The sequence below is a fragment of the Muricauda sp. MAR_2010_75 genome, from assembly GCF_000745185.1.
In the GTDB taxonomy this organism is placed as follows: Bacteria; Bacteroidota; Bacteroidia; order Flavobacteriales; family Flavobacteriaceae; genus Flagellimonas.
Window position 1 is genome coordinate 897,176 of the sequence record NZ_JQNJ01000001.1, and the last position, 17,513, is coordinate 914,688.

The 17,513-nt window shown below is 42.2% G+C and carries 15 protein-coding genes; 8 read left to right on the forward strand and 7 right to left on the reverse strand.

Annotation, left to right across the window (positions count from 1 at the left end; all coding sequences use genetic code 11):
• Window positions 1-20: 20 nt before the first annotated feature.
• From surE to FG28_RS03995, 5 genes are all read left to right on the forward strand, one after another.
• Window positions 21-800 carry a 5'/3'-nucleotidase SurE gene (surE, locus tag FG28_RS03975; RefSeq protein ID WP_036380184.1) on the forward strand — a complete coding sequence of 260 codons (780 nt, stop codon included), beginning with the start codon at window positions 21-23 and terminating at the stop codon, window positions 798-800.
• Entirely contained in the window at window positions 790-1,077 is a 288-nt protein-coding gene (locus FG28_RS03980; RefSeq protein ID WP_036380187.1) for a hypothetical protein, read from the forward strand. The genes surE and FG28_RS03980 overlap by 11 nt, the downstream gene beginning before the upstream one ends.
• Before the next feature lie 99 nt (window positions 1,078-1,176).
• Complete coding sequence (gene lpxB, locus FG28_RS03985) at window positions 1,177-2,289, forward strand: lipid-A-disaccharide synthase (protein WP_036380189.1); 1,113 nt, start codon at window positions 1,177-1,179, stop codon at window positions 2,287-2,289.
• A gap of 34 nt (window positions 2,290-2,323) precedes the next feature.
• Window positions 2,324-2,866: a C40 family peptidase gene (locus FG28_RS03990; protein ID WP_036380191.1), complete on the forward strand. Its 543-nt coding sequence runs from the start codon at window positions 2,324-2,326 to the stop codon at window positions 2,864-2,866.
• Between the two features lie 47 nt (window positions 2,867-2,913).
• Window positions 2,914-4,890 carry a ComEC/Rec2 family competence protein gene (locus FG28_RS03995; protein WP_231562594.1) on the forward strand — a complete coding sequence of 659 codons (1,977 nt, stop codon included), beginning with the start codon at window positions 2,914-2,916 and terminating at the stop codon, window positions 4,888-4,890.
• On the opposite strand, the gene FG28_RS04000 is transcribed toward FG28_RS03995, so the two are convergent.
• Window positions 4,887-6,419 carry a peptide MFS transporter gene (locus FG28_RS04000; protein ID WP_036380196.1) on the reverse strand — a complete coding sequence of 511 codons (1,533 nt, stop codon included), beginning with the start codon at window positions 6,417-6,419 and terminating at the stop codon, window positions 4,887-4,889. The genes FG28_RS03995 and FG28_RS04000 overlap by 4 nt on opposite strands.
• Window positions 6,420-6,434: 15 nt before the next feature.
• Window positions 6,435-8,594 (reverse strand): S9 family peptidase, encoded by a 2,160-nt coding sequence (locus tag FG28_RS04005; protein WP_036380198.1) that lies wholly within the window; start codon window positions 8,592-8,594, stop codon window positions 6,435-6,437.
• Between the two features lie 175 nt (window positions 8,595-8,769).
• Between FG28_RS04005 and FG28_RS04010 the strand changes: the two genes are divergently transcribed.
• The 3 genes from FG28_RS04010 (at window position 8,770) to FG28_RS04020 (ending at window position 11,667) form a co-directional block, all read left to right on the forward strand.
• A complete protein-coding gene (locus FG28_RS04010; RefSeq protein WP_036380200.1) occupies window positions 8,770-10,086 on the forward strand; it encodes a hydroxymethylglutaryl-CoA reductase, degradative in 1,317 nt (438 codons plus the stop codon).
• Complete coding sequence (locus FG28_RS04015; protein WP_036380202.1) at window positions 10,086-10,994, forward strand: GYDIA family GHMP kinase; 909 nt, start codon at window positions 10,086-10,088, stop codon at window positions 10,992-10,994. The genes FG28_RS04010 and FG28_RS04015 overlap by 1 nt, the downstream gene beginning before the upstream one ends.
• Window positions 10,995-11,103: 109 nt before the next feature.
• Entirely contained in the window at window positions 11,104-11,667 is a 564-nt protein-coding gene (locus FG28_RS04020) for a hypothetical protein (RefSeq protein WP_156102199.1), read from the forward strand.
• Window positions 11,668-11,742: 75 nt separating this feature from the next.
• Here FG28_RS04020 and FG28_RS04025 read toward each other — a convergent pair whose 3' ends face one another.
• The 5 genes from FG28_RS04025 to FG28_RS04045 form a co-directional block, all read right to left on the reverse strand.
• Window positions 11,743-13,863: a peptidylprolyl isomerase gene (locus FG28_RS04025; RefSeq protein ID WP_036380206.1), complete on the reverse strand. Its 2,121-nt coding sequence runs from the start codon at window positions 13,861-13,863 to the stop codon at window positions 11,743-11,745.
• 84 nt (window positions 13,864-13,947) lie between these two features.
• Window positions 13,948-15,237 carry a hemolysin family protein gene (locus FG28_RS04030; protein ID WP_036380207.1) on the reverse strand — a complete coding sequence of 430 codons (1,290 nt, stop codon included), beginning with the start codon at window positions 15,235-15,237 and terminating at the stop codon, window positions 13,948-13,950.
• A gap of 2 nt (window positions 15,238-15,239) precedes the next feature.
• Window positions 15,240-15,443, reverse strand: a complete 204-nt coding sequence (locus FG28_RS04035) for a hypothetical protein (protein ID WP_036380209.1) — start codon at window positions 15,441-15,443, stop codon at window positions 15,240-15,242.
• 1 nt (window position 15,444) lies between these two features.
• Window positions 15,445-16,047 carry an LPS export ABC transporter periplasmic protein LptC gene (gene lptC / locus FG28_RS04040; protein ID WP_051947173.1) on the reverse strand — a complete coding sequence of 201 codons (603 nt, stop codon included), beginning with the start codon at window positions 16,045-16,047 and terminating at the stop codon, window positions 15,445-15,447.
• 1 nt (window position 16,048) lies between these two features.
• Window positions 16,049-17,419, reverse strand: coding sequence for a M48 family metallopeptidase (locus FG28_RS04045; RefSeq protein ID WP_036380212.1), 1,371 nt, complete (start codon window positions 17,417-17,419; stop codon window positions 16,049-16,051).
• Between the last annotated feature and the right edge of the window lie 94 nt (window positions 17,420-17,513).

Below are 17,513 nucleotides of genomic sequence, written 5' to 3' on the forward strand. Positions count from 1 at the left end.
TATGCCATTAATTATCCAAAATGAAAAAACCACTCATACTGGTCACCAATGATGATGGAATTACCGCCCCTGGATTACGCGCACTTATACGGACCATGAAGCAATTGGGCGACGTGGTGGTCGTGGCCCCAGACAGTCCCCAATCAGGGATGGGACATGCCATTACCGTGGACAGTACCTTGTTTTCCAAAAAGGTGGTGGTGGACCATAATGAAGGAGCTCCAAGCGAGTATAGCTGTAGCGGAACCCCTGCCGATTGTGTAAAATTGGCCCTAAGAGTGTTATTGGACCGCACCCCGGATATTTGTGTGAGCGGAATCAACCATGGCTCCAATTCATCCATAAATGTAATTTATTCGGGCACCATGAGTGCTGCCATTGAGGCAGGTATCGAGGGCATTCCCGCCATTGGTTTTTCGCTTTGCGATTATTCCTGGGATGCCAATTTTGAACCTTCGTTGGAGTGCATCAAAAAAATAGTTGCTGAAGCCTTGGTTAATGGAATTCCCAAAGGGACCGTACTCAATGTGAATATTCCCAAAAGTGATGATGCACCAAAAGGCATAAAAATTTGCAGACAGGCCCGCGGCAATTGGAAAGAAAAATTTGACGAACGAACCAGCCCTTCGGGCAAGGACTACTATTGGTTGACCGGGGAATTTGAACTGTTGGACAAGGGCCAGGACACCGATGAGTGGGCCTTGGCACAGGGCTATATCTCGGTGGTGCCAACACAATTTGACCTTACAGCACACCATGCCATCCCACAAATAAACAACTGGAACTTAAATGAACACTAAAAAAGAAATTTTAATCGGTTTTGCCGTAGGAATCATTGCAAACGTCTTTGGTACACTCATCTATATGTTGTTGTTTTCCGATTTGGGCATTGTGGAAACTTTTAAAGCTGCTATGGATCAGGGACACATGGGCAGTTTATTGGCTTTGGGGGCTATTTTAAACTTGGTGGCCTTTTTTGGTTTTCTTCGGATAAAAAGAGACCACAGGGCCAGAGGGGTCATGATTGCCACTTTGGTGACCGCGTTGGTCATTTTGTTTTATAAAGTGTTTGCGTAAATAAGTACAAGTTCAAATTCAAAATGCAGGTACAACAAGGTACTCCAAATTGAACTTGAACTTGAACTTGAACTTGAAACTTGAACTTGAGATTTCCATATGAAATACTACATCATCGCTGGCGAAGCTTCTGGGGACTTACACGGTTCCAACCTCATCAAGGGCCTCAAAAAAGAGGATCCTTCGGCAATAATACGTTGCTGGGGTGGCGACCTTATGCAGCAAGCTGGTGGGCAATTGGCCAAACACTACAAGGATATGGCATTCATGGGATTCTTGGAGGTGATTGCAAACATTCCCACCATTTTTAAAAACATTTCCTTTTGCAAGCAGGACATTAAAAAGTTTAATCCAGATGCGGTGATTTTTATCGATTTTTCTGGTTTCAATTTGCGGATTGCCAAATGGGCCAAGAAAAATGGGTTCAAGACCAACTATTACATTTCTCCCCAGATTTGGGCCTCACGGGAAGGTAGAATCAAAAAAATTAAACGGGACATTGATGCCATGTATGTCATCCTTCCCTTTGAAAAGGAATTTTACGAAAAAAAACATGGTTTTCCCGTTCAATTTGTGGGTCATCCGTTAATCGATGCCATTGAAAACACCCCCATTGTTGATGAAGCTACTTTTAGAAAGGAAAACGATTTGGACGCGGAAAAACCCATTATCGCATTGCTTCCTGGAAGTCGTAGACAGGAAGTCCAAAAAATGTTGGACGTTATGCTCTCCATTAAAGGCGATTTTCCGGCATACCAATTTGTCATTGCCGGGGCTCCCAGCCTTCCCGATGAATTCTATTTCCCTTTTTTAAAAGGGGATAAAGTCGGTTACGTTTCCAACAAAACCTATTCACTTTTAAAACATTCCCACGCCGCTTTGGTCACCAGTGGAACGGCTACTTTGGAGACAGCTCTTTTTGAAATCCCTCAAGTGGTATGCTATAAGGGCAATTGGATTTCCTACCAAATCGCCAAGCGAATCATCACCCTGGATTTTATTTCCCTTGTAAATCTCATCATGGGAAAAGAAGTTGTCAAAGAACTGATTCAAAATGAATTAACTTCAAAAAAACTTAAAAAAGAACTTTTTAAAATTGTTGCTGGCAAGGAGCGCGAACGCATTTTGGAAGACTACAAAATCCTAAAGAAAAAATTGGGTGGAAAAGGCGCCAGTCAATTGGCGGCCCAATTTATCGTTGAAAATGCTTAGATTTAGCGTCCAAGAAAGTAATACTATTTCTTGGATGTTACGTAAAACCATTTTCTTACTGCTTTTTCTTGCCGTGGTTGCCTGCGGTCCGGGCAAGAGAAAACGAACCTACAGCAAGACCCGAACCGTTACGGTAGAGGGGTCAACCGAAGACACATCCCCAAAAAAATCCAGAAAAGAAGAAAAGCTGAATGCCAAGGCAGAGGCCATTATTTCCACCGCTATGGGCTATTCTGGAACACGTTACAAATATGGGGGCACCACCAAAAAAGGCATGGATTGTTCAGGATTGGTCTATGTTTCCCTAAGGGAAAACGACATTCTTTTTCCCAGGGTCTCTCACCAAATGGCCCAAGAAGGTCAGCGAATCCAGGTGGATGAAGTACAAAAAGGGGATCTCCTTTATTTTAAGACCGGCAAAAGCGGAAAACGTGTCAACCATGTGGGCTTGGTCGTGGAAGTGGAAGGTGATGACATTAAATTTATACACGCCACAACCTCCAGGGGTGTTTTGGTATCCTCGCTACGGGAAGGATATTGGAACTATGCCTTTGTGAAGGCCATGCGTATTTTGTAGTGCGTTTGTTCAGTTTTGTGTCCGTCAAGCTATGCTTGTGCTTGATTGTGGGCATAATTTTAGGTTTCTATCTTGAGGTCGCTCCACTTTTCCCGTTGCTGGCGATGCTCCTATTTTTCCCTGTACTTTATTGGCTGCGCAAAAAGCAGTCTCGAGAAGGGCTGCCTTATTTTGAAATCGCAACAGCCTTTACCGCTGTCTCACTAGGCATATTTGTGGTTGCCATGGGCATGGGTACAAGCTTGGAAAATCATTATTCCCAGCATGATTTTGAAAAAGAAAGCTTGTGGCACCTAAAGGTGCGGGAAGTATTAAAACCAAACCCCTATTCCCAACGTTATGTTGCCCAAGTCATTTCTTTGGATGATCAAGAGGTAGTTGGAAAGGTACTGTTGAATCTTCCTGTTCATTCAACTCACACAAAGTTGAAGGTGGATGATGAATTTTTTGTGCTTTCCTCCGCTGAAGCTATCCGTCCACCACTGAATCCGCATCAGTTTGACTATAAAGATTATCTACGGAAGCAGGCCATCCATTATCAGGTTAGAGCAACATATAACACTATTCTAATTGCCGATAATCCCTCAACAACGCTTTTGGGATTGGCATCAAATGCCCGGGAACATATCATTTCAAAATTGAAAAAAGAACCCTTTGGCCCAGATGAACTCAGTGTGATTCAAGCACTGCTGTTGGGCCAGCGGGATGACATTTCGGAAAGCACCTATAATGATTATAAAAATGCGGGTGCAGTCCATATTTTGGCTGTATCTGGGCTCCATGTGGGCATTTTGCTCTTGCTTTTGCAATTTTTGCTATTACCCTTAGAGCGTTTCCCGAAGGGAAAAACCGCAAAACTGGTGTTGGTGGTATTATTGCTTTGGACGTATGCTTTTGTGGCCGGACTGTCCCCATCCATTGTTCGGGCGGTGACCATGTTCTCGTTTTTAGCCTATGCCATGCACTTGAATCGACCTACCAATTCCTTCAACATTATTGCATTGTCCATACTATTTATTCTGCTGATAAAGCCCTTGTTTTTGTTTCAGGTTGGGTTTCAAATGAGTTATGCCGCAGTATTTACCATTGTTTGGATCTACCCGAAATTGCAGAAGTTTTGGTTTCCTGAAAATGTGGTTGTTCGGAAAACTTGGCAATTACTTTCCGTGAGCATCGCAGCGCAGTTAGGTGTTTTGCCCATCAGTCTGTTCTATTTCCATCAGTTTCCCGCCTTGTTTTTTATCTCCAACCTAGTGATCATTCCTTTTTTGGGGTTGATTTTGGGCATGGGTATTTTGATTATTGTTCTATCATTGGCAAACCAACTACCCGCATTTCTGGTCACGGCTTATGATTGGATCATTGGAATAATGAATGCAGTGGTAAACTGGGTAGCGAAGCAAGAAGGGTTTATCATCAAGGACATTCCTTTTGATTCCGTTCAGTTGATTTTGGGGTACTTCGCGATTATTTCTTTAGTGTTGTTTCTATCCCGACCCAAACGAAAAATTGCCTTGGTATTATTCGCTGGAATCATTACACTACAAGGTTGGGCCATTTGGAACCAGTTTCAACTCCAACAAAAAGAAAGTCTCATCTTGGTCCACAGAACGCGAAACACCATTTTGTTGCATCAAACTGGAAATGTATTGCAGGTATTCGCACAAGACACCACAAATCTTGGTAATACTATAAAGGATTATGCTGTTTCGGAACGCATCCAACACCTATCCAAAAACCTAATTCAGAACAGTTATTTGCTCAATCAAAAAAGATTGTATGTCATGGACAGCATGGTGCTATATCCTATGAGTAAAGATTTAGATTTTCTGCTGCTCACCCAATCGCCAAAAATTAATTTGGAAAGGTTGTTGGATTCCATTCAACCCAAAATGGTGTTGGCGGATGGAAGCAATTATAGGAGTTACGCAGAGCGTTGGAAAGAAACTTGTGCCCAAAAAGAAATCCCTTTCCACTACACCGGCGAAAAGGGATACTATGTTTTTGATTTAGAAAAACCTTAATGAACGTTGCCCATGAGGCGCTTCATCAAAGGAGCAAAAATCAAGACGACAACACCGGCCACCAAGGAATATTTGGCAATAAGTGCAAAACCATCCAGATAAACAGAAAGTGTTTCCAAGCCTCCCACGTTTTTGTCCGTACTTTCTATAGCCAATTGCTTGGAAATAAATCCTACAATCTGAAATGCATAGGAGGATGACAGGAACCATACCCCCATCATAAAGGCCACGATTCGTTTTGGTGAGAGGTCCGTTATTTTGGAAAGTCCTACGGGCGACATGAACAATTCCCCAACGGAAATCAAGAAATACAACGCCAACAAGTATGAAAAAGGAACCATTCCGTTTTCATCGGCACTGCCTCCACTCAAGGAAACCACATAAAATGCCAATCCCGCAAGCACAAGACCCATTCCAAATTTATAAGGTGTTCTTGGATTGAGTTTTTTCTTTGCCAAATAGGTCCACATCACGGAAATTGGAATGGACAGCAATACAATGAAAATTGAATTTAAGGCATTGGTCTGACTGGCATTGATAATGGAAAGGTTTACATTTCGAGCAGCGAAAAGCGTAATTACGCTGCCGTGAAGTTCATGAAACCCCCAGAAAATGGTCATGAAAAATGTAATCAATAAGGCCATAAAGAGTTTTTTACGTTCATCTGCCGTAGCCTTTACCATTATAGTGGCCATATAGACCAAAATGGCTATTCCAATCAATTTGAACAATACATTTACAATATTCTGATCTTCAAAAAAAGAACCTTCCCCACCCAAAGATTTATAGGAATAGAGCAAAAAAGCAATTAAAGGTGCCGATAGAAATGCTACAGCCGGAATAAAATGCTTTTGGGGAATCCCAAAAACTCTTCTTTCATAGACTTCCATACTTGGCGGTTTTCCGCCTTCCCCAAATACATTCTTTTTGATTCCGCTCCAGAAAAACAGCAATCCTGTCAACATTCCAATTCCGGCCAAACCAAAACCATAATGCCAGCCGTAAGTGGCTCCCAACCATCCACACAGTAAAGGTGCAATAGCCCCTCCAATATTTATCCCCATATAAAAAATGGTGAAACCAGAATCTTTTTTGGCATCACCATCTTCATACAACGTTCCAACAAAAGTTGAGATGTTCGGTTTAAAGAAACCATTTCCCACAATAATAAAGGCCAGGGCCAAAAAGAAGGCCACATCGTTTTCTATCGCCAGCACAAAATGCCCCAAAGCCATTAAAACACCTCCTAAAAAAATGGATGCCCGCATTCCCAGAATGGAATCCGAAATTTTACCACCAATAACGGTAGAGGCGTACACCAAGGACCCGTAGGAGGCGTAAACTGCCGCTGCCGCATAATCCCGCGTGGACAATGCCTCGAAAATGACATTGACCATATATAATGTGAGCAGGGCGCGCATTCCATAAAAACTGAAACGCTCCCACAGTTCAGCAAAAAAGAGATAAAAAAGCCCTACGGGATGTCCAAAAAGGGTCTTTTCATTGGCTGGTTTCATAATTTCCGACATATATCTTCTGTTTGGTTATAAATTCTCTTTAACGAAATTGGTCATTTTGGTGAACAAGTGCAGTCGTGTGTTGCCGCCATAAATTCCATGATTCTTATCGGGATAGATGGCCCAATCAAATTGTTTGTTGGCCTGCACCAAGGCTTCTATCATACGCATGGTGTTCTGCACATGTACATTGTCATCCCCCGATCCATGTACCAACAAATACTTGCCCTTCAACAGTTCTGGATAGTTAAAAGGAGAGTTATCATCATATCCACTGGGATTTTCCTGTGGGGTCTGCATGTATCGTTCGGTATAAATGGTATCATAAAATCGCCATGAAGTGACCGGTGCCACAGCAATGGCCATTTCAAAAACATTATTGCCTTTTAAAATACAGTTAGTGGACATAAATCCACCATAGCTCCAGCCCCAAATACCGGTACGGTTTTCATCGATATAAGAGAGTTCACTTAATTTTTTGGCAGCTGCAATCTGGTCTTCCACTTCGTACTTGCCCAATTCCTTTTGGGTGAGTTTTTTAAAATCACGTCCTTTTAAACCGGTACCTCTTCCATCCACACAGGCCACAATGTACCCTTCGGAAGCCAAAAGTTGATGCCAATAGTCGTTGCTGCCCAACCAAGTGTTTGCGACTTGTTGCGAGCCCGGGCCGCTGTACTGGAACATAAGCAGTGGATATTTTTTATTAGGGTCGAAATTGGCAGGTTTGATCATCCACATGTTCAGGTCATACCCATTAATGTTGATGGTGGAAAATTCTTTCGGGACAAGTTCGTACTCTTGTAATTTGTGCATTAAAGCAGAATTGTCCTTAATGGCTTTTACCAATTTACCATCCGAAGCTTTATGCAAGGTAAACTCAAATGGAGTTCCTGCACTTGAAAACGTATTGATGTAATAGGTGTAATCGGCACTAAAATCAGCAGTATTGGTACCCTCTTTCGTAGAAAGTCGCTTTTTCTTTTTTCCTTTTGTTGAAATGCTATACACATCCCGATTGATGGACCCATTCTCCACGGATTGGTAGTAAATCCGGTCATGCGAAGCATCATAGCCATAATACCTCGTAACCTCCCAAGGCCCTTCGGTAATCTGGTTTTTCAGCTTTCCATCCTTTGCATATAGATATAAATGGTTGAACCCATCCTTTTCACTGGTCCAAATAAAACTGTCATCGGCCAAAAAGGTAAGGTCGTCATCGATATCCACGTAGGCTTTATCTGTTTCTTCCAACAGAACAGATACCGTATTATTGGCAGCATTTACATCCAACAACTTTAAATCATTTTGGTGGCGATTCAAGGTCTGGACACTCAAATGATCTGGACTGTTCATCCATTTGATTCTTGGAATGTAGTAAGGTTCTCCCAAATCAACCGGAGTTATGGCGCCCGAGGATACATCTAACAGATGTAATGTAACCTTGGAATTGGCCTCGCCTGCCTTGGGGTATTTAAACTCATAGGCGTATGGGTAAAGATTGGTCCCGTACACGTCCATGGTATACAAGGGAACATCAGTCTCATCAAATCGAAGGAAGGCTATTTTGGTTCCATCACTGTTCCATTCAAAAGCACGGACAAAGGCAAATTCCTCTTCATACACCCAATCGGTTACGCCATTGATGATGGTTCCTTTTTTGCCATCCACGGTCATTTTTTTGGTGGATCTGGAGGCCACATCAAACATATAAAGATTGTTGTCCAGCACATACGCCACTTTTGTGCCATCCGGTGATAGCATAGGCTCCTGAATCTTGATCTCGGAAATTTGGGTCAGGCTTTTTGAAGCAGTGTCATATACGTAGTATATGCCCAATCGGGAGCGTCTGAATATGGGTTCCACTTCTGTGGCCAACAATACTTTGGATTCATCCTCACTGAATGAATAAGACGTAAAATAAGGCACATTGCCCGTAGATGAAACAATGGTTTCTACCTTTTCCAAAGTTTCATAATTATATTTATCCAAACTGCTGGTCTCAGGGGAACGGGAAAAATTAAGAATTGTGTATTGATTTCCATTTTTCATGGACCGAAGTACATCCATTCGTTCTGTCTGGAATTCACCGCCCCAAATTTCCTCGAGGGTGATTTTTTTCTTCTGTGCGGTTGAAATGGTAAGAAACCCTAAAACAGAAACGAACAGGAGGAACTGTTTTCTCATACGTAAGAATTGATTAAAAACTCCCAAGTTTACTAATATTTATCCAAAAAATAAATTTTGGTGTTGCATTTACAACAATAATTGCAGTTCCAAACATGGTTTATCCGCTCAATGGCATACATAGTATAAACCAAAGTTCTATTATATTTATATTTGATGCCTTTAACCCAGCACTATGAACACTCCTGTTGAAGGATTCTCGAAACGCTCCAAAGCCGAAAAGATAGATTGGATTGCCCAGCACTATACCAAAGACCCCGAGGCTGCCAAACGCATCTTGGAACAATACTGGAACACTGACCCGAAGGTGCAGAAACTGCATGATGAGTTCATAGAAAACACCATTTCCAATTATTATCTCCCTTTTGCCGTTGCCCCAAACTTTTTGATCAATGATACACTCTATGCCATACCCATGGCCATTGAAGAGAGTTCGGTTGTGGCGGCTGCAAGCAAAGCAGCCAAATTTTGGTTGGGTCGGGGTGGGTTCAAAACTAAAATCTTGGGGACCGAAAAGGTGGGACAGGTACATTTTATGTATAGGGGCAATATCCAAACGCTTCATACCTTTTTTGAGGAACTTAAACCCGAACTCAGAAAAAGCGTCTCTGATATCACTGGAAATATGGAAAAACGAGGCGGCGGTATCAAAGAAATTCAATTGAGGGATCTCAACGACCAAATGGAAGGTTACTACCAACTCCATTGCACCTTTGAGACCTTGGATGCCATGGGTGCCAATTTTATCAATTCGTGTTTGGAACAGTTCGCCAAGACGTTAAAAGACGAAGCCCAAAAGTATGAGGCCTTTTCTGAAGAGGATAAGAACTTGGAAGTGGTGATGAGCATTCTGTCCAATTATGTCCCCAATTGTTTGGTTAGGGCCGAGGTAAGTTGCCAAGTCTCCCAACTTGATAAGGATCCTGTAGCCGCTGAGGAATTTGCCTCCAAGTTTGTGCAGGCCGTAACCATTGCCAAATTAGAGCCTTACCGTGCCGTAACCCACAACAAAGGCATTATGAACGGCATTGACGCGGTGGTCTTGGCCACTGGGAACGATTTTAGGGCCGTGGAGGCCGGCGTACATGCCTATGCCGCCAAGGATGGTCGCTATACAAGTTTGACCCATGCCGCCGTTGAAGGAGACACCTTCAAGTTTTGGATTGAAGTGCCTTTAGCCTTGGGAACCGTTGGCGGATTGACCACCTTGCATCCTTTGGTAAAGCTTGCTTTGGAGATTCTTCAGAATCCATCTGCAAAAGAACTTATGGAACTAGTTGCTGTGGCTGGACTGGCCCAGAATTTTGCCGCCGTTCGGTCTTTGGTCACGACAGGAATCCAAAAAGGGCACATGAAAATGCACTTGCTGAACATGCTCAACCAACTGGGGGCCACAGAAACCGAAAAGCAACAACTTGTGGAGCATTTTAAATATCATGTGGTGACAAATGCTTCGGTAAAGGAAGCCTTGGAAAAGATTCAATCCCAATAATGCCAAAGAAGTTTTACAGCAACGGAAAACTGCTGCTCTCTGGGGAGTATGCCATCTTGGATGGGGCTCTCGGTCTTGCCATTCCCACTAAACATGGTCAATCATTAAAAGTTTCCGATTTAGATTCAGGAACCATACAATGGACAAGTTTTGATGAGAAAAGGGAAATGTGGTTTCAAGCCGAATTTGACTTGGAAAGCTTGGAAATAAAAACTGCTTCGGACGAGAACGTAGGCCAAACCTTGGTTCAACTGTTTTCAGAAGCGCGACTGCAAAATCCTGATTTTCTTTCCAAAAGCAGTGGGGTTGCCATTGAAACACATTTGGGTTTTCCGCGCTCATGGGGACTGGGTACTTCATCAACCTTAATAAACAACATGGCCAATTGGGCCCAAGTGGATGCCTACCAGTTGCTTTGGAATGCCTTTGGCGGCAGCGGATACGACATTGCTTGTGCGCAACATAATTCCCCAATTACCTATCAATTGCAAGATGATTCCCCAAAAGTCACTGAGGTTGTTTTTGACCCTCCTTTTAAGGAATCGCTTTATTTTGTGCACCTCAATCAAAAACAGAATAGCAAAGAGGCCATCGCTGCTTATCGAAAGCAAGAATTCGACAAGAAGGACCTTATCCGTGACATATCTTCCCTCACCGAAAAAATGGTCAATGCCGCAACATTACAGGAGTTTCAATCGCTTATGGAACAACATGAAGTTATCATGTCCAACGTTCTCCAAATTCCTACGGTAAAATCGGAACTTTTTTTGGATTACTCAGGTGCCATCAAAAGTCTGGGTGCCTGGGGTGGTGACTTTGTTTTGGCCGCGGGAAATGAAGATAGTTTGTATTATTTTAACAACAAGGGGTACAATACGGTAATCCCATTCTCAAAAATGGTACTCTAAGCATCCAAAAAAACATAACTCCCTTTTTTCCATAAACCCAAACACGGGTTTCGTCAATTGAGGTTCCAATTTCTTATCCTCTTCTTATAGCTTTGGAGATATGTCTTCCATGTATAACATATTGGCTGCCTTACTCTGCTCCCTGCTCTTTTATTTCCCAGCCTATTCGCAAATCAATGAACAGACTGATGCTCGGTTAAAAACGTTTTTGGAAGAAAGCTCCCTAGTCACATTTAAGGAGGTCCAGTCCGAGGCCATTGGGTGTATTTTAAAACACAAGGTTTACTTCATCAATCGATATACAAAGAACACTTACCAAAACGATAGAACCCGCGAAGACAAATTCATTGTTTTGGACACAGGGGAAGAAATTATGCATTTTGAGCAAATCAACAGCAATACATCCCTTGATGATTTTTTGAATGTCATAAAAGATGACTTTGTTCTAGATCCACAAACGGCCCCTCTTTTTGAGGACTTGTTAGATATTATTTACCCTGTGGCCGCCTGGAAGGTGGACAAAAGGGAATTTTTTCACAAAAATGGCAGCTGGTATTTTCTGCGTGATGCCTATTTCCGTACCAAACAGGGTTTTGAAGTAACCATAGATCCTGATGGGAAAATCACTTCCATTCGCTATAAAATGAAGTGGGATGAACCCGATAGATTATAAAATTACACCATAAACTTAACCACAAAAAAGGGCCGTTCTTAAGAACGGCCCTTTTTTAAATAGTTATGTTATTTCCTAATAAAAGGTTGCGCGTTTATCTTCAATTTCAGACTTTTCTTTAAGTGCATTGTACACCGCCCCGTTTACACGGTTGGCCGCACTACTACGCAGGTTGTTGGCATAGGTACTGAAGTTTTCCATACTTGGGGCATCTTGTTTATTGGTCACTTTTACCATAAAGACTCCGGTTACGCCCTTGATCAGGCCGGAAGTTTGATCTTGGTCAAGGCTAAACGCTGTTCCAACCACAAGGGGTTCCCTTCCTGCTCCTGGGATTGTTGGAGCTTTAATGGTCAGTGCCGTGGCACTGTTCAAACTAACATTGTTATCGGAAGCAATGGTATTCATGTCTTTTCCTTGATTTGCTGCTATGATCTGCTCTGCCTTACGTTCTTTTCTTATTTCTGGCAATGCCGTTGCCGAAGCATCCTCTGGGGTCATGAGACCTTTCTTGTACTTCTTGGTCAATTGTACGATGGCATATCCGTTGTTCACGTTGAACCGTCTTATATCGCCTACACTGGTTTCATCATTAAAGGCCCATTGTACAATACTACGCTGCGACCCCAAACCAGGAAGGTTCTCTTCCATTTCCCTAATTTTGTTTACAGGTCTTACGGTGTAGTTGCTCTCTCTGGCTATATCTCCAAAATTCTCAGGCTCATCATCCAAAGTGGCCATTTCAAATTTGGTGGCATCCGTAAAAAGCGTGTTGATGGTCTCTTCGGAAGGTTCAATTTCACGGGAAAGTGTGGCTACTTGAACCACATCTTGTTTGTCATCTATTTTAATGACATGGTATCCAAATTGGGTCTCCACCAAATCAATGGTTCCTACAGGGTTGTTAAAGCAAAAATCATTGAATTCATCGGCCATAACACCTTCTTGGAAATAACCCAGATCCCCACCACGTGGTGCAGAGGGTCCATCAGAATTTTCACGGGCCAAGGTTGTAAAGATGGCATCTTCTTGTTTGGCCTCGGCCAAAAGCTCCTTGGCTCTTGCCTCAGCTTCTTCCTTGGTTCTTGTAATACTTGGATTGGCTCGCTCGGCTCCCTCCCAAGTAATCAAAATGTGGCTTGCTTTTACCGTTCCATCTTCTTTCTTATCCATGATTTTGGAAACGCGGTAAAAATCACCATCCTTGTACGGGCCATAGACTTCACCAACGCCCAAGCTCATTAGAGTATCTGAGGCAACAGCTGGCAAATCGTTCTTGGCTTTGTAAATGGTATCGAATTTGGTATCTGAATTACGATCCAAGAATGCGGCCATATCAGTGGTATTCTTAAAACCAGGAATGGTATCGGTAGCATCTCTTTCTTCAGAATATTCAACCGTATCGCTTAACAAGGCAGTGATGGCGTCTTTCACAGCCGCTTCGTCTTCGGCAGACGCTTTTTCTTCAAAATATACAAAGCGAATGTCCCTTGCCTTCTCTTGTTGAAATTGATCTTGATGTTTGCTGATGTAGGACTGAATCTCGTCTTTGGACACTTGAATGGTGCTATCTGGAATGGAACTATAGGGCACCCGAACGTATTGGATGTCCACTTTCTCGTTGGCCAATTGATAATCAAACTCCCCTTCGGCCAAGGTAGCACCTACTCCACCTTTGATCAAATTAAAGTACATACGCTCCTTTGCGGCTTGAATGATGGCCTTTTCATCTTGCAACCAAGCATCATACCTTAGCGGGTCGTTGGCCCTCCAATCGGCAATGGCACTTTTAAAGACTTCTTCGTTGAAGATTCCGTTTTCATCCAAAAAGTCTGGAATCTGTGCATAGCCGGATGTTTTTACAAACTCGATGATCTGATCGCTCTCCACATCAATCCCCAAGTCCTCAAACTGTTGGTTAAGGATGGCTTTTCTCACTTCTTGATCATAAACGGTGTTCACCAATTGGGTAGAGGAGAAATTGGGGCCATATCTTCTGGATGCAGTTTCCACCTCTCTTCTAAACTCGTCAATGGAAATACTCTCCCCATTAATCTCTGCCACTTCGGAGCCCATTTTGCCACCTGCAAAATTATTGCTGGTAAAGACCCCTGATATTACAAATGCGAACAACGCCAGACCTATGATCAGAATCAATATGGTTGTCCGTTTTCTAATATTCTCTAATATTGCCATTTTACTGCTTGTTTACTTTAATTTCAGTGGGCGAAAATACCACTTTCTTTTCAAATAGGAAAGGGTAAAAAATGCTGGAAATTGTTAATCCTCAGCGTGAACACGTACCGTCACCAAATCAATTTTGGTATTGGACACTTCCAAAATATGGAAGGTAAAATTTTCAATCCTCACTTCTGAATCTTGTTCGGGAATTTCCCCGGTCTCGTTCATGATCAACCCTCCCAAGGTTTCATACTCTTCGCCTTCGGGCAGTTCCAGTTTATAGGTTTCGTTGATATAATCCACCTCCAAGCGTGCAGAAAACTTATACACATTTTCACTGAGCTGTTCTTCATGGAGATCGGTGCTATCGTGCTCATCCTCAATTTCACCAAAAAGCTCCTCAATAATGTCCTCTACGGTCAGGAGTCCGGAGGTGCCCCCATATTCATCCAAAACCACGGCCACACTTTTGCGTTTTTTGGTGAGCACATTCAAAATATCTTGGATGAGCATGGTCTCTGGAACAAATTCCACGGGAAGTAGGATACTTTTTATGGTCTTTGGTTTTTTGAAGAGTTCGTAGGAATGCACATAGCCAATGATTTCATCAATGCTATCCTTGAACACCAGTATTTTGGAGTAGCCCGTTTCGGTGAATAATTTGGTGAGGTTCTTTGGGGTCTCATCCAACTCCACGGCCGTAATTTCCGTTCGCGGCACCATGACCTCTCGCGCCTTTACGGTAGAGAATTGTAGGGCATTCTGGAAAATCTGTATTTCTGAATCGACCACATCCTCTTCTTCAACGGTTTCCATCTGTTCCGTAATGTAATCGCCAAGTTCCAGTTTAGTGAAGGACAATTGTACCTCATCGCCATCGATCTTAAAAAAGATTTTTAGTATAAAATCAGAAACCTTGATCACAAACCAAGAGATAAAGGAGAACAGTATGTAAAAGAAATAGGCGGGAACGGCAAAAAACTTCAATAGGGTATTGGAATAGATCTGAAAGAGCACTTTGGGCAAAAATTCTGCCGTGAGCAAAATGATCAGTGTGGAAATTATGGTTTGGGACAACAGGCTGAAATCCGTAAGCAAAACATTTAAAAACTCGTACTGCATGGGGAGCAGGCTTTGAAACCATTCCATGAGCACATCTCCCATGAACAGACCGTATATGACCAAGGCTATATTGTTGCCAATGAGCATAGTAGCGATAAACTTTGAAGGTTTATCAGTAAGCCACGTGAGCAATTTGGCCAAAAGCCCTTCCTGTTTCTTTTCAATCTCTATGTGGATCCTGTTGGCGGAAATAAAAGCGATTTCCATTCCCGAGAAGAACGCTGAAAACAGTAACGATAGGATTATGATGACTATAGAGGTGTTCAACGCTATTGCTGATTATCCTTTTTGTGTTGTTCGAAACGTTTGCGGTACCTTCTTCTAAAGATGAACATAGCAATTGAAACCACCGCAAAGAAAATAAAGATGTAGGTTTCCTTGGGTTCTATGCTCCAAAGGGTAATGATCTTGTAAATGGAAATGGCTGCAACGGCCAAGTATAGGTATTCTGTATATCGTAAAAACTTGATCATATTATTCTTCTTCTTTTATGGTCATAAGGCCATAGGTTTTGTGGGCCTTAAAAAAACTGAAATCCTTGTTGAAATCCATTCCTTCGCCGTCCATTACGGTTCCATCCTCTGGATTGGTATAGGTAAAGGTCTCTTCCGTAAAAATCCAGTTGTTTTTTCTATCGAAAAACAGTTGGGGTGTCTCCAACTTTTTCCCATCATGGGTCTCTATCACCACATTGCCCCGCAAATCAATCAAATTGGTCTGGGAGTATACAATACCGTAGTCTGCAGAAATCACACTTTTTTGATTTTTCTCATCGAAGAAATCAACCGTGAGTCCTTCTGGAAAGGTACGGAATTTAAAGCTTTGGTTGTCAAAATCTTCGGATATGGGACTTTTGAGCACCGCAATGACCCTTGATTGTGATGAGTCCTGCGAACTTAATTCCTCTTTGCTCTCGGTATAGGTAAGGGTAAAATTTTGGGCCACACCTTGGGGAAAAATAGGTTTAACGGCTTCTTCGCCCACCCTTTCATACTGATCTCCACAGGACATAAAAAGGATTGCCACGGTAAACACCGTGGCAAAACACTTAAAAATATTTTCGGATGTTTGTTTCACCTTATAGATTCGGCACCTTAACGCTACCACCTACCCAACAGCTGAACGATATTGTTTTTCCGGCCATTCCAGAATTAAAAATCATTTCTTTGCTAGGGGCTCTTTCTGCATAGCTAGCCGCTGTTTGGCTGGCATGGCCTCCCAAAGATGGATCTACACGACCGGCTTTTCTGGCCATATCCTCGGCTTTCCAATAAATGGCCCTCTTTTCAAATGGGGTACTACCACAATCGTTGGCACTGCTTGCATAAAGATTGGCGATCAACAAATATGCTTTTCCGTTTGCAGGATTGGCATCAATGGCCTTAAGTGCGTAGCTTCTAGCTTGGGATTTGCTGGTTCTACGAACGGTTGTGGCAATTTTGTATAGGATATCAGATTTTTTATAGGAATTTGTTTCCAGTTCCACTGCTTTGTTAAAATCGGCAATAGCTCCGTTGGTGTCACCGGATTTTTGTTTTAGGGCACCACCGTATAGGTAAGCACTTGCAGAAGGTTCCAAAGCCAATTGGGCTTCGAACAATTTTCGGAACATGGGGTCATCGGTACATTCTTTTGAGAACATTCTACCCACAGCTCTTTTTACCCATGCAACGTCTCCTTTTTTCTCCTCATAACTTTTTTCATATAGAGGAATAAGGTTATCACAATCTGCCAAGGCTCCCAATTTGGAATCGATACTTGCACCTACTTTACCGTACGATTCGGAGTTGGTACTAGCAACCCTTAGCATTCTTTTTTCTTTGGATGTAATTGTATTTGCTGAATCTTTTGGAAGCAATTTAGAGATGACATCAGTCAATTTTTGATTCTCTGCCTCAACCTTTTCAGTTACATCATCATAGGTGTCAAATACATCTTGAAGATCTTTTTTACCTGCATCGTGCAAATCAACCAAACTGGAGAAGTACAGGTATAATGCTTTAGGATTTGTAAAATTCTCCCTGTCCTTTTTGAAGGCTTCATCCAACATTTTAAAAATTTCTTCATCAGAGGCCATCTTATTGTCATACAGCAATAGGGCCTTATCAATCATTACATTGGCAACAGCATAATTCTTGGGGAAATACTTTATGCTATTGTCATACAATGACAATAATTCTTGGATATACCCATCTTTATCAGCACCGGAGGAATTTTCTATTTTGTGTGATAAGATTCTTTCCCCATAGGAAAAATTGGCCTTGTTGATGTCTGGACAACTTTCGTAGACCATTTTCCAAGGTTCGTAGGCAGCATCGTAATTTTTTACTTTAGCGTGCTCTGCGTAAATGGAAAGATTGGTCATACACTCTGGGTTCTGAGCTTGAGCCATACTTAATCCCATCGTCATAGAGACCGCTATCATCGTTAAGTAGTGTTTCTTTTTCATCTTACTAGTATTAAAGTGGTTAAAGTACAAATTTTCATTAAAAAATCCTCTTATACGGATCCTTATGGTCGGTTAATTATGATTTTTTTAAAAA